A 13,283-nucleotide genomic window follows, 5' to 3' on the forward strand; every position below is an offset into this window, starting at 1 on the left:
GCATCATTGAATCCGCCTTCTAGTGCACGCTATGGCCATGGCAATCAAGAAACTGTCCATGGCTCAGCGAACCGAGGCTCCAGCAAATCCAGTAGTCAACGCTGTCGATGATGAAGCGCTGCGTGAAGAGGTTGCACTCATAGTCGCTGCTACCGGTCGTGACTGTGTGCAAGAGACCGTGCCACCTGTGGCTGCAGCGCCAGTGGCCGCACAAGCATTGACATCGTCGCCAGCATCACCACCAGTATCAGCCACAGCGTCAGTGCCCGCATCGACCGGAGCGGGAGTTTCATCGGCCCTGTGGCGTCGGGCACCAGCGGTGTTCGTTGATGCGTCGGCAGCCCGAAGATTAGCCGGGCGGCCTCATTGTGAGGGAGCAATCTTTCTGGTCCGCAGTGATACTGAGGCGGAAGATGCGCAGGTAGCGAAGGTTTTAGCTCCTGTTTACAGTGCTAGTTTGCCCGCGGATAACGTCGATATTGTCGAGCTGCTCGGCCGTGGCGACGTACGCCCGGATGCTCCGAATCCCACCAATCACCAAAACGGCTCGAGCCTCCTGAACCACCATCAGAACCCAGCGTCACCTGCAAGCACCGACGTGATTACGGCACCGGGTACAGAGCCCGTATCGAACACGCCGGCGACTACAACCGACTCCACGGCAACGTGCCTGATGTTGGTTCCTGCGGTCGGCGGTGCCGGGGCTTCCATTGTTGCGGCGGCGAGTGCATTGGTTCTTTCCCGTGAAAAGCCCATCTGCTTGGTGGACGCAGATGCGCTGGCGGGAGGTATTGATCTGGTGCTCGGGATGGAAACGGAACCGGGACTGAGGTGGCAAGACTTCTCGGCTGCTGATGGCCGTCTCGACGGGGCGGCACTCTACGAAGCACTGCCATCCTGCCCGCGATCACCCGCGCTGAAAGTGTTGACGTGGACTCGCAGTCGCACGCCCGAGACGGCTTACAACCACGCCTCGGCGGCCACCAAATTCGACAGTGCCGACAGACCCGGCAGAACCGACAGACCCCACGATGTTCGACACATTGCCAGCACCATTAGTTGCCTTATTCATGCCGGAATTACGGTTATCGTGGATTGCCCGAAGCAGGTGGAGTACGTCACCACTCTCGGCGCGCTTGCCGATGACACCGTCATCATCCTGCCCACCTCGGTCCGAGCTATCGCAGCCGGTGGACACCTGGCCAGCGTCTGTGCACAGGCAGGATTCACGCCAAGTCTTGCGGTTCGGCACCAGCAGCACCGCGATATCAGTGTCGAAGAGGTTGAGTACGCGCTCGATCTGCCCATTGCTGGTGAGATTGAGTACTGCAAGAAAGTAGCTCACGAGATAGATGTGGGCGGGCTCGCTGGGGCCGTCGGCAAGCTGACGCGGGGATTGGGAGCGATGTTTGCCCTTGTCGGCGGTGGTGGCGATGGATGATGTCAGGCTGTTGGCGGCGGTGCGGACGGCGCTTGCGGAGCGGCCTGGGGTGGCATCGCATAGCGAGGTCGCCGACATCATTCGCGCAGAGACCTCGGGGGTTGTCTCCGATGTGAAGGTGCTGGAGATTCTGCGCACGATTCGTGAGGAAACAGTGGGCGCGGGTGTGTTGGATGCGCTGTTGCGACGCCCTGGTGTCAGCGATGTGCTGGTCACCGCGCCGGGCGAGGTCTGGGTCGACGCTGGCAACGGACTGGAGCGGGCCGAGATTTCCTTCGCGGACGAGGGCGAGGTGCGCGCGTATGCGGTGCGGCTCGCGTCGCGGTGTGGACGAAGGCTTGACGACGCGCAACCCTGGGCCGACGGCCATATTCCTGGTGGTGTCGGCGGCTGTGGTGTGCGAGTTCATGCGGTGCTTTCCCCACCGTCGGCGACCGGCACTCAGATTAGCCTGCGGGTGCTGCGTCCGGCTCGTCGCGGACTTGCGGAGCTATGCGATGTCGGGCTATTTCCACCGGAAATTCTGCCGGTGTTGCGGGGAATCGTGGCGAGACAGCTGTCGTTTATTGTCGCCGGTGGCACGGGTGCGGGAAAGACCACGCTATTGGCGGCGATGCTCTCAGAAGTTAATCCTGACCAGCGCATTGTGTGTATCGAGGACACTCCGGAGTTGCAACCGCAGCACCCGCATGTGGTGAAGCTGGTGACCAGGGCCGCCAACCTGGAGGGTGCCGGTGCGATTGGGCAGCAGGAGTTGCTGAAGCAGGCGCTGCGCATGCGTCCCGACCGCATTGTCGTCGGTGAGATTCGAGGCGCCGAAGTGGTGGATCTGCTGGCAGCGTTGAATACGGGGCATCGCGGTGGGGCGGGGACAATTCACGCCAACCGGATTGGGGATGTCGTCGCGCGCTTTGAGGCCCTGGGGTTGATCGGTGGCCTTGGTCGCGCCGGGCTACATGCGCAGTTGGTCTCGGCGGTGCAGGTGGTGTTGGTGGTCGAACGCGCTGATGTTCGCCGGCTGGCACAGATCGGGCTGCTACGCGGTAACCCACCGGAGGTGGTGGAGGTCTGGACTGCTCGGGACGGGCCGGGGGCGGGGTGGGAAACGTTGCAGAAGTTGCTGGTCGGCAGGGAACAGTCGGTGGAATAACCGGTGGAATAACCCGGGGGCAAAGTCAGGGGATTAGACGGGGAGATTAACAGCTATGGGGGAGGGATTTAGCATGACCGTACTCATTGGGGGTGTAGCTGCGGCAGTCGCTATCTGGCCGGACAGCTCGGCGGCGGTGCGCTCGCGAGCGCTGGCAGGCCGTGCCCGTGAGGTGTCCCGTGGACTGAAGTGGTTGCAGCGCATGGTTGGACTTGGTGCTGGTTCCACGGGGTCGAGCGCCGCAAGCACTAGCAGTGCGAATAGAGCTGCAGGGCTATCGATTCTCATCGTTGCAGGCCCGGCACTTGTGTTGCTGTGGCTCGCCGGGATTCCAGGTGGCATAGCCGGGCTATTGCTGGGCCGCACCGCAGGAGCCGTAGTGCGCGCTGTGGGGGAGAGGCGCTGTGAACGTCGGGAAGCGGACAGCGCTGCGGTAGCGCTGGAAACCTTGACCGCGCAGTTGCGCGCAGGTGCGGCGGCCTCAAGAGCGCTCAACGCGGCAGCAGCGGAATTGCGCAGGGCAGAGGACATGACTGTGTTGGCCGATCATCTTGCGCACGCGGCGCACCGCGCGAACTTCGCCGACCCGTGGGAGACCAAAGAATCTTCGGAGCAACTGCGTCGGATTGGGCGTATGTGGACGGTGGCGCAGCAACATGGTCTAAGTTTGGCCGGGTTACTGGACTGTGCGCGGGGTGATCTGCAGGCTCGTCAGGCACATCGCTCACAGACATCGGCCGCGCTGGCGGGACCACGTATGACGATTGCCATTTTGGCTTCGCTCCCAGTCTTCGGGCTGATTATGGGGCAAGCGTTCGGAGCGTCCCCCTTCGAGTTCCTCAGTCGCGGTATCGGAGGAATTGTGCTGGTCATCGGTGTCGGGCTGGTGTGCGCGGGCATCGAATGGGCCGTCGCCATCATCGATCGTGCGGAGGCCGGACAATGATTGCCGCCGCACTTCTCATCGCCGCCTACCTCTGCTTGCCGACATTCAATCCCGTCCGCAGCCGACTGCCCGAATTGGTAGCCGAGTCTGATGCTCGTACGCGAGGAAGCGTGCGCCGGCAGGTGACCAGTCGGGTGTCGCAAATTGTCGCACAGGTGCGGGAACGTGTGCGAACTGCCATTGGCGGTGAGCGCATCAGCCCGGTTGTGCTGCTCGATGCCGCAGCAGCCCTCGACATCATTGGCGCTTGTTTGAGCTCCGGTATGCCGTTGTCGCAGGCCATGGCAGCAGCTGCCGATGGTGCAAACCCTGAGCTGGCCGAGCCCCTTCGACAGTGTTCCGCCAGGTTGTCCGTGGGCGCGCACTCAGCTTGGGACAGCCTTGCTGCCACACCCGCGCTCGAGCCTCTGGCGACGGCTGGGCGCCGCGCAAGCGAATCCGGCACCGTTCTGGCGCAGGCATTGGAGGACACCGCTGCCACGTACCGCAGTCAAGCGCACGATGCGGCGCAAGCCGTCGCTGAAAAGGCTGGTGTCCTCATTGCCGGGCCGCTGGCGTTGTGCTTTCTACCCGCGTTTGTGGTGCTGGGATTGGTGCCCACAATCGCCGGGCTTGCCGACGAAATGTTTGCAGGACTGATGCCGTCATGAAGCTCGGACAGTTCTGCGCCCAGCCTCGCGCGCTGGCACGCGCCGGATGCAGTGTTGGTTGCGCTTTCGGTTGCGTTCTCGCTTGTGCACGCGGGCCACCTGCCACGCTGCAATCCACCATGCGTCAACGCGGGTCAACGCGCGTCAATGCACATCACACCTCACAACTGACCTGTCACTCGACATCCACATAGGGGGAAACATTCATGACCACTCAAAACTCCAACCGTCCAACCAATGTTCCAACCAATCTTCCAACCAATCCGCTGACCGCTGCACAGTCCCAGCTGCGCTCGTATTTGCACAAGCGTCTGCACGCTCTGGCAACTGAGGAAAACGGCATGTCAACCGTGGAATATGCTTTGGGAACGATCGCGGCCGCCGCTTTCGGGGCCCTGCTCTACACTGTCGTGACCGGCGGGGATATCACCCAGGCGCTCACCGACATCATCGAAAGGGCGCTCAACACCGATGTCTAGCCGCATCCGCTCTACGCTTCATCGCCTGTGCGTCGGCGACGAAGGCCAAACCACGGTAGAAACCGCTTTCGGTCTCGCGGCGCTGGTCACGGTCATGGTCACGGCTCTGTCCGGGCTGGTCACCATCGCAATGTACCTAGGGCTTACCGACGCAGCCGGAGCCATCGCACGGGCTGAGGCGCGGGGCGATGCGGAGACAGTAGCCGAGCTCCGTGCCGACGCGGATGGCCAGGTCGCAATATCGGAAACCTCCGGTACCGTGCGCGTGACCATTCGGCGCTCAGCGGGGCCATTTTCGCTGGAAGCACGTGCGGTCGCACTGCGGGAAAGAGTGGCATCGTCATGAGAAACGTGACAGCCCGCCTTCTTCGCGAAGAAGAAGGTTCCACCACAGTCGCAGCCGCACTGTTCATCGCCGCTTTCGTCGTTCTGACTTTGGTTGGAGTTACAACCGGGGTGCGGGTGGTGCAGGCTCGGCAGGCAGCGGTAGCAGCGGATCTGGCCGCGGTGGCCGGCGCCGTGGCTGCGCAAGAGAGCGACGACGCCTGCAAAGCTGCGGGGTCAATCGCAAAAGCTAACCACGCACGCCTTGTGGCTTGCGAGATTGATGGGGAGGACGTGCAGGTCAGCGTCCAACGAAAGGAGAGAAAAGCAACGTCCAGAGCAGGGCCGGAAGCGGTGGAGGATGCTGCTACTGGCCGTCGTTAAGCGTGCGAGAGACCCCACTGAGCACCTTGATTGCGCCGGCCTTGTCCAACGGATCGTTGCCATTGCCGCACTTGGGCGACTGGATGCACGATGGGCAGCCGGATTCGCACTCGCAGGCGGCGACGGCATCGCGGGTCGCGCGAACCCACTGAGCGAAGGCCTCGTAGCCGCGGTCGGCAAACCCCGCACCACCAGGGTGCCCGTCGTAAACAAAAACGGTGGGCTGCTGGGTATCGGCGTGCATGACCGTGGAAACACCGCCGATATCCCAGCGGTCGCAGGTGGCAATCAGCGGCAGCATGCCGATAGCCGCGTGCTCGGCTGCGTGGAGAGCCCCCGGCGCGATGTCGGAGCCCACACCCCACGAGCGCAGGGTGGACTCGGGCATTGTGTAAGCCACGGCGCGCGTGACCAAACGCTGCGGAGGGTAGTCAAGTTCAACACTGTCGAGAATCTCGCCGGTATCCAGACGACGAAGATAGGAGGTGACCTGGTGAAAGACCTCGACCTGGCAGGAAGCGACCTGTAAGCCCTGGTAGTGGCGCATATCGTCAACGTCCAGAATGCGGATGGTGGTGTCCATGCGCGAGCTGGTGGAATAGCGCGGCTGCTCGGGGTGGACCAGGGCGACGAGGCTGTCGAAGTCCAGCTGGTCGACAAGATAGGACTCACCGCGGTGCAAGTAGACGGCACCGTCGTGGACCTGCTGCATCGCACGGCCTAGATCGATGGTGCCAAGCAGTCGACCATCGGTCTGGTCGACGATGGCTACTTCCTGGCCATCACCACCGCGGACGTTCACGGCATCGTGCGCAGTGGCAATGCGTGGTCCCTCATCGCGATCGGTCGGGTAGTAGACGGGTTCTTGTCCTTCCCAGGTGCGCTTGCGCAACCAGCCCGCTGACACCATATCTTCGGCTACGGGCAGGGTTCCCCACGCCTGAAGCTGGCTGGTGGTGACGGGTTTCTCCACAGCCGCGCAGTAGAGGTGTGACCACACCACATGCGGGTTACGGGGATCGAAGACGGTCTTCTCCACTGGCCGGCCCAACAGCGCGGAAGGGTTGTGGACTAAGTAAGTGTCCATGGGATCATCGCGAGCCACCAACACCACCAGCGCGCCCTGACCACGACGGCCCGCGCGGCCGGCCTGCTGCCAGAATGAAGCGACCGTGCCTGGGAAACCGGCCTGCACCACCGCGTCGAGGCCACCGACGTCAATGCCCAGCTCCAGTGCATTGGTGGTGGCCACACCTAGCAGGGTGCCGTCATCGAGCATGCGCTCGATGTCGCGGCGTTCTTCGGCCAGGTAGCCGGCGCGGTAAGACTCGATGCGCTCGGCGATATCGCTGCGGCGGCGCTTCTCCAGGCGCTCGCGCACGCCGAGCGCTACCTTCTCGGCACTGCTCCGCGAACGGGTGAAGGTCAGGGTGCGGGCGCCCTCGACAAGCAGGTCGGCCATGATATCTGCGGCCTCTGTTGGGGCGGGGCGGCGCACGGGTGCGCCGTTCTCGCCTTGGAGATCAGGGAGCAGGCCGGGTTCCCACAGGGCGATAGTCCGCTCACCGACTGGGGCGCCGTCTTCGGTGACGGCCTCGACAGGCTCGCCGATGAGGCGACGAGCCTGGTCAGCAGGGTCGTTGGTAGTCGCAGAGGCGAAAATCACGGTCGGCGAGGCACCATATTCCCGGGACAGCCGCAGGAGGCGACGTAGAATTTGGGAGACGTTGGCGCCGAATACGCCTCGATAGGCATGGCATTCGTCGACGACGATATAGCGCAGGTTGCGCAGCATCCGCGTCCACCGAACATGATTGCCGAGGACCGAAACATGCAGCATATCGGGGTTGGTAAACACCCAACGGGTGTGGTCGCGGATGGCGCGCCGGGCGTCTTGCGGGGTGTCGCCGTCGTAAAGCGAAATCAGCGAGCTCAGCGACGCCGGTGCCATCGCACGAGCCGTGTCCAACTGATCGGCGCCCAGCGCCTTGGTCGGGGAGAGGTACAGCGCGGTGGCCGCGGGGGTGGCCGATAGTTCTGTGAGCACGGGCAGCAGGTAACCGAGCGATTTGCCCGACGCCGTGCCCGTCGCGACGACACAGTGCACGCCCTCGCGGGCGAGGTTCGCGGTTGCTGCCTGATGAGTCCACAGGTTCTCAATTCCGCGATCTACCAGCACTTCTTTCAGCCAATCCGGCACCCACTCAGGCCAAGGTGCGGTCACGCCAGCGCGCGCAGGAAGATCCGCAATGTGCGTCACCGTCGCCCGCGGATGTGCACGAATAACCGGCCCCAGCAGCTCCCGTCCAAACGACTCCACCGACACCATCCTTTCCTGCAAACGCGCACTTCACATGCTTGACGACGCTTCCTACCAGCCACTTTTCCGCTGCTCAACACCCCAGTTTCTCCGGATCCCGAGCACGGGGTTTACGGGGGTGGCAAGAAGCTGTTGCTAATCGGCGCTCGCGCCCCAAACGTGGCAGACTTTTTGAGTGTATCGCCCGCCAAAGGGCACCCGGCAAAAGCCCGCTCGAGGCGGAAAGGGTGTTCTGGCCGTGTTTACCCCATCGTGTGTGGCCGGATGTGCGTGGCGAATACTTGTTTTATCGAATCCTGAAGTTGGGAAGTTTTGTAATGGCACAGGGTACTGTGAAGTGGTTCAACTCGGAGAAGGGCTTCGGGTTTATCGCCCCAGCTGACGGTGGCAACGACGTGTTCGTTCACTACTCCGAGATCCAGGGCACTGGTTTCAAGACGCTGGAAGAGAACCAGGCAGTCGAGTTCGAGATTGGTGAGGGCCAGAAGGGTCCGCAGGCTCTGGACGTGAAGCCTCTGTAAGTCAACCGTTTCCGGGTTGAACTGGGCTTTTGTCTGGTTTGGCGCGCGGAATTTTTTGGCTTTTCAAGGCCCATGTTGTGTTCATGGGGTGAGCCTTGATTCTCCCACGCGGAAAGTAATTTCTGCGTGGGATTTTTGCATTTCTGGTGGCAGTGGGTCAATCCGAGTTACTGACTACGTTTATGACAAAAATGGCCCGAAAAATGGCTTGAAAGTGTCATAAACTCATACAGTTTCACATTTGCAGCCCGCGATCACGCGGCCGCTGCGGCGGCTGCGCCCGCTGCGGCCTGTCGTGGCCAGCCACTGACAGCCACGGGGATGATCATGGCCAGCCGCACAGCAGCCGTCGGGTCGGCAACTGCCGGCCACCGGGATCCCCCACAGCAGCCCCTTCAGTCACACCCAAAATCCGCCCGATACTTGAGGAATCCACGCGACAAACTAGATTGTGTGTACGGTATTCCTTATATTCTTCATATTCTTTCCAGATAATCTTCCGGGGAGAACGCGGCCGGGAACTGATTTGCACTGATCGGAACCGGTTGGAACCGATTGCGGGCTTCTCACAGCTGAAGCCCAGCCAGAGTCCGGCCAAGAACCCCAAGATTTAAACGAAAACAAGAATCTAAACAGTCAAAAACATTCAACGTTGCAGGATAGAAAAACTTCTATGGCGAATTCAGACGGCCTCAAGCGCCTTGTAATTGTCGAGTCGGCGACGAAAGCTCGCAAGATTCAGCCGTATCTCGGCGATGATTACATCGTGGAGGCGTCGGTGGGCCACATTCGCGACTTGCCCCGTGGCGCAGCCGATGTTCCGGCTCGTTACAAGAAGGAGCCCTGGGCTCGTCTGGGCGTGAATGTCGACAACGGATTCGCTCCGTTGTATGTCGTCAGCGCTGATAAGAAGAAGAAAGTCGCCGACCTGAAGGCCAAGCTCAAGGAAGTCGACGAACTCTATCTCGCAACGGACCCCGACCGTGAGGGCGAGGCTATTGCCTGGCACTTGCTGGAGGTTCTGAAGCCCAAGGTGCCGGTGCGCCGCATGGTGTTCCATGAGATCACCAAGCAAGCCATCTTGGAGGCCGCCGCCAACACCCGTGAGCTGGACCAGAACCTGGTTGATGCCCAGGAAGGTCGCCGTATCCTCGACCGCCTCTACGGCTACGAGGTCTCCCCGGTGCTGTGGAAGAAGGTCATGCCGCGACTGTCTGCAGGCCGTGTGCAGTCGGTGGCAACGCGCGTCATCGTCGAGCGTGAGCGCGAGCGCATGGCGTTTATCTCCGCTGAGTACTGGGACGTCGCCGCAACTCTGGACACCGGTTCGGCTTCTGCTGATGCCAACCAGCCGAAGGAGTTCGTCGCAACCCTGACCAGCGTTGATGGTCAGCGCGTAGCGCAGGGCCGAGACTTCGATGACCGTGGCCAGCTGAAGAAGTCCGATGGCATCCGGGTCGTCGATAAGCAGCTCGCCGAAACCCTGGCGGCGGACCTCGTGGGCTCTGAGCTCAAGGTCGCGTCGGTGGAGGAGAAGCCGTACACGCGCCGCCCGTACCCGCCGTTCATGACGTCTACGCTGCAGCAGGAGGCGGGCCGCAAGCTGCATTACACCTCTGAGCGCACGATGCGTGTGGCGCAGCGTCTGTACGAAAACGGTCACATTACCTACATGCGTACCGACTCCACGACGCTGTCCAAGGCCGGCATCGACGCCGCGCGTAAGCAGGCGTTGGAGCTTTACGGCTCGGAATACGTCGCCGATGCGCCGCGCCAGTACTCGCGCAAGGTGAAGAACTCGCAGGAAGCGCACGAGGCAATTCGCCCGGCTGGTGAGACGTTCGCAACGCCAGGTCAGCTGGCTGGCTCGCTGGATGCCGAGGAGTTCAAACTCTACGAACTAATCTGGCAGCGCACCGTCGCCTCGCAGATGGCCGACGCACGCGGCACGTCCATGAAGGTCACCATCGCCGGTGCTACCGACACGCACGCCGTCGAGTTCGCCTCCACCGGACGCACGATTCGTTTCCCGGGCTTCCTCAAGGCATACGTCGAGGTCTCCGCGCTTTCCGACGGTCGCAAGGTCGCCGACAACGCCGAGAAGCGTCTGCCACAGTTGACAGAAGGCCAGGGCCTGACGGCCACGGACTTCAGTGCCGACAGTCACTCCACCAACCCGCCTGCGCGCTTCACTGAAGCCAGCTTGGTGAAGAAGATGGAGGACCTGGGAATTGGGCGTCCGTCGACCTACGCGTCGATTATCAAGACCATTCAGGATCGCGGCTACGTCTACTCCCGCGGCAACGCTCTGGTGCCCTCGTGGGTGGCCTTTGCCGTGGTGGGGCTGATGGAGGAAGCGTTCTCCGATCTGGTCAACTACGACTTCACCTCCGAGCTGGAGGATGAGCTCGACGGCATTGCTGCGGGCAATAAGGATCGCACGACCTGGCTGACCGGTTTCTACTTCGGCGATGACAAGGATCACCGCCACAAGGGAGCCGACGCTATTGCGACCCACGGTGGTCTGAAGAGCATCATCGATGTGAACTTGGAATCGATTGATGCTCGGAAGGTCAATTCGCTCCACCTTTTCGACGATGCCGAGGGCAACCCGATCATCGTTCGCGTTGGCCGCTATGGGCCGTACCTGGAGCGTACGCGCCCGGGGGCCGGTGAAAACGGTGCCGACGAGGTGCAGCGCGCCAACATCCCGGAGGCCATGACTCCGGACGAGCTGGATCTGGCCGCTGCCGAGAAGCTGCTGGCGATGCCGCAGGGCGGACGTGAGCTGGGCATTAACCCGGCCAATGGTCGCATGATTGTCGCTCGTGATGGCCGCTACGGCCCCTACGTCACCGAGCTGGTCACAGACGAAGAGCGCGAAGGTGTCGTAGCCAAGGCTGAGGAGATTATCGCAGCTGAGCGCGCCGAAGAGGACGCTCAGCGCGCTGCCGAGGGCAAGCGGAAGAAGAACTGGGAAACCAAGACCGCCGCCAAGCAGAAGGAAAAGCGCACCGCGGAAATCATCGAGGAAACTCTGAAGCCGAAGACGGCCTCGCTGTTTTCCTCCATGGAGCCGTCGACTGTCACGCTGGAAGAGGCTCTGAAGCTGATGAGCCTGCCGCGCGAGGTCGGTGTCGATCCGGTCGATAACGAGGTTATTACCGCTCAGAATGGCCGTTACGGTCCGTACCTGAAGAAGGGCACCGACTCGCGTTCACTGGCCAACGAAGAGCAGATCTTTACCGTGACTTTGGATGAGGCTCGTCGCATCTATGCTGAGCCGAAGCGCCGCGGTCGTGCTGCTGCGAAGCCGCCGCTGAAGCAGCTGGGCGACAACGATGTCTCCGGTCGCCCGATGTCGGTGAAGGATGGACGCTTCGGTCCGTACGTCACCGATGGCGTCACCAATGCTTCGCTGCGCAAGGGGGATACGCCTGAGACTCTGACCGATGCCCGCGCCTGCGAGCTGCTGTCTGAGCGCCGCGCGAAGGAAGCCGCCGATGGTGGCACTAAGAAGGCTGCGAAGAAGTCGACTCGCAAGACCACGAAGAAGGCTGCGAAGAAGACCACCAGGAAGGCAGTCAAGCGCACCACCAAGCGAGTGGTGAAGGCGACCCGCCGGGGCAAGTAGGGCTTAAGGGGCCGCCGCGCCCGCCGCGCTCGGCGTACCCGGCGCACCCGGCGCATCCTGCGGAGCAGGCTTGGGGCCGCCGACCCCGGCCAACTCTGCCCGCATCGTCGGCCCGTACGACAGCCGGCGATGCACCTTCTCAAACGGACCCTGCATGCCGCGACGCTCCATCGCCCACGCGGCCAACAACGTCACCAGCCAGACACCAATAGCGATGAGTGTTTGCACAAATGCACCCATGTCGCGCGGGATGTTCAGAGTAAACGGGTACACCAGCACAAAGAAGATCACCGACTGCATCAGGTAGCCCGTCATCGAACGCTTACCGAGTGCCACAATCGGCACCAGCCAACCAGGTACAGCGGCGCCCTCGTTCAGGCGTCGTTGGAGCGGCTGCAGTGCTAACGCCAGCCCGGCTAGGATGCCAGGACCGGCGAACACTCCGGCAAAGTTATTAATTACCAAGAAGGCCATGTGCTGTCCGGCTGGAAGAACTCCAATCGCTGCCAACCCCATAGGGATGCCGACACCGAAAGCCACGACCACAGCCACCACGAGCCACCGAATAAGCAGGGGGCGGTGCGCGTCAACGTCGTCAAGCACGCCCTTGCGAGCCCACACGAAGCCAATCATCATCACCGGCAGGTAGAGGAACAGCTGCAGCGGCAGGGTAGTGATGCTCATTGTCAGGACCTCGAGATTCGCGCCGAGCATATCCAGGTAACTCGTTTCAATCGCGCCGCCGTTGACGAACTCGCTCATGTCGGAGCCGGAGAGCCCGGTGTCGGGCATCGCAATTGTGAATACCAAAAACAGCAGGCTCACTGCAGCGTTGATCGTCAGCGCAATCCACGCGAGAATCGTCAGCACCTTGTTGCTGAGGCCCATAAGCAGCCCCAGGATGATGCCGCAGATGCCGTAGAGAAACATGATGTCGCCAAAGAACAGAAACAGCATGTGCGCGATGCCGAACAGCCCCAGGAACGCATAACGCTTTACGACGACCACCCGCGCCCGCGAGATTGGAAAGTTCCTCCTGGCCAAACTGCGGACGATGAGTCCCACACCGAAGCCGAGCAGCGTTGCGAACATCGGCAGCCCGCGGTTATGCGCGGTCACTGCGGTAAACAGCACGGTGGCCTTGTCGGCGATGCTGTCGCTTATGACGCCGCCGAAGAATGCTGCGGGCAGTTCGGGATCTGCAACCAGCCAGGCGGTGGCAATGTTCGCGATCGCGATGCCGAGGAGGGCGAATCCGCGCGCAGCATCGGGGACGAGCATGCGGGGTCTGGGGTCGGTGTTAGAACTGGGTCGGTTGTCAGTCATTCCTCCAACGTAAAGGAACTGCGGGTGGGTGCGCAGGTTGGCGGCGGACGGCGATTGTTGCAGGAGCCTTGCGGCATATCGAAAAGCGATATAGTATCGAAAATCGAT

11 protein-coding genes are annotated in these 13,283 nt (G+C 62.0%); 9 read left to right on the forward strand and 2 right to left on the reverse strand.

Annotated features, from left to right (window positions below):
• Nucleotides 1-37: 37 nt before the first annotated feature.
• From CRD18_RS08705 to CRD18_RS08735, 7 genes are all read left to right on the forward strand, one after another.
• Nucleotides 38-1,441 (forward strand): hypothetical protein, encoded by a 1,404-nt coding sequence (locus CRD18_RS08705; RefSeq protein WP_242458699.1) that lies wholly within the window; start codon nucleotides 38-40, stop codon nucleotides 1,439-1,441.
• The gene (locus CRD18_RS08710; RefSeq protein WP_187406665.1) at nucleotides 1,434-2,591 is read left to right on the forward strand and encodes a TadA family conjugal transfer-associated ATPase; all 1,158 of its coding nucleotides are present in this window, start codon (nucleotides 1,434-1,436) and stop codon (nucleotides 2,589-2,591) included. The genes CRD18_RS08705 and CRD18_RS08710 overlap by 8 nt, the downstream gene beginning before the upstream one ends.
• Nucleotides 2,592-2,664: 73 nt before the next feature.
• The gene (locus tag CRD18_RS08715; RefSeq protein ID WP_242458700.1) at nucleotides 2,665-3,537 is read left to right on the forward strand and encodes a type II secretion system F family protein; all 873 of its coding nucleotides are present in this window, start codon (nucleotides 2,665-2,667) and stop codon (nucleotides 3,535-3,537) included.
• The gene (locus tag CRD18_RS08720) at nucleotides 3,534-4,187 is read left to right on the forward strand and encodes a type II secretion system F family protein (RefSeq protein WP_187403865.1); all 654 of its coding nucleotides are present in this window, start codon (nucleotides 3,534-3,536) and stop codon (nucleotides 4,185-4,187) included. The genes CRD18_RS08715 and CRD18_RS08720 overlap by 4 nt, the downstream gene beginning before the upstream one ends.
• Nucleotides 4,188-4,393: 206 nt before the next feature.
• Nucleotides 4,394-4,666 (forward strand): DUF4244 domain-containing protein, encoded by a 273-nt coding sequence (locus CRD18_RS08725; RefSeq protein ID WP_005511372.1) that lies wholly within the window; start codon nucleotides 4,394-4,396, stop codon nucleotides 4,664-4,666.
• A complete protein-coding gene (locus CRD18_RS08730) occupies nucleotides 4,659-5,012 on the forward strand; it encodes a TadE family type IV pilus minor pilin (protein ID WP_050773635.1) in 354 nt (117 codons plus the stop codon). Before CRD18_RS08725 ends, CRD18_RS08730 begins: the two co-directional genes overlap by 8 nt.
• Complete coding sequence (locus tag CRD18_RS08735) at nucleotides 5,009-5,374, forward strand: Rv3654c family TadE-like protein (protein ID WP_070831389.1); 366 nt, start codon at nucleotides 5,009-5,011, stop codon at nucleotides 5,372-5,374. Before CRD18_RS08730 ends, CRD18_RS08735 begins: the two co-directional genes overlap by 4 nt.
• On the opposite strand, the gene CRD18_RS08740 is transcribed toward CRD18_RS08735, so the two are convergent.
• Nucleotides 5,358-7,703 carry a DEAD/DEAH box helicase gene (locus tag CRD18_RS08740; RefSeq protein ID WP_150961360.1) on the reverse strand — a complete coding sequence of 782 codons (2,346 nt, stop codon included), beginning with the start codon at nucleotides 7,701-7,703 and terminating at the stop codon, nucleotides 5,358-5,360. The genes CRD18_RS08735 and CRD18_RS08740 overlap by 17 nt on opposite strands.
• A 308-nt stretch (nucleotides 7,704-8,011) precedes the next feature.
• Here CRD18_RS08740 and CRD18_RS08745 point away from each other — a divergent pair, with 308 nt between their 5' ends.
• Both CRD18_RS08745 and topA read left to right on the forward strand, forming a co-directional pair.
• Nucleotides 8,012-8,215 (forward strand): cold-shock protein, encoded by a 204-nt coding sequence (locus tag CRD18_RS08745; RefSeq protein ID WP_005511370.1) that lies wholly within the window; start codon nucleotides 8,012-8,014, stop codon nucleotides 8,213-8,215.
• A gap of 673 nt (nucleotides 8,216-8,888) precedes the next feature.
• The gene (topA, locus tag CRD18_RS08750; RefSeq protein ID WP_187406666.1) at nucleotides 8,889-11,849 is read left to right on the forward strand and encodes a type I DNA topoisomerase; all 2,961 of its coding nucleotides are present in this window, start codon (nucleotides 8,889-8,891) and stop codon (nucleotides 11,847-11,849) included.
• A gap of 3 nt (nucleotides 11,850-11,852) precedes the next feature.
• On the opposite strand, the gene CRD18_RS08755 is transcribed toward topA, so the two are convergent.
• Nucleotides 11,853-13,175: a DUF418 domain-containing protein gene (locus tag CRD18_RS08755; RefSeq protein WP_370449392.1), complete on the reverse strand. Its 1,323-nt coding sequence runs from the start codon at nucleotides 13,173-13,175 to the stop codon at nucleotides 11,853-11,855.
• Nucleotides 13,176-13,283: the final 108 nt, after the last annotated feature.

It is taken from the genome of Corynebacterium sp. LK31 (genome assembly GCF_014335015.1).
In the GTDB taxonomy this organism is placed as follows: Bacteria; Actinomycetota; Actinomycetes; order Mycobacteriales; family Mycobacteriaceae; genus Corynebacterium; species Corynebacterium jeikeium_D.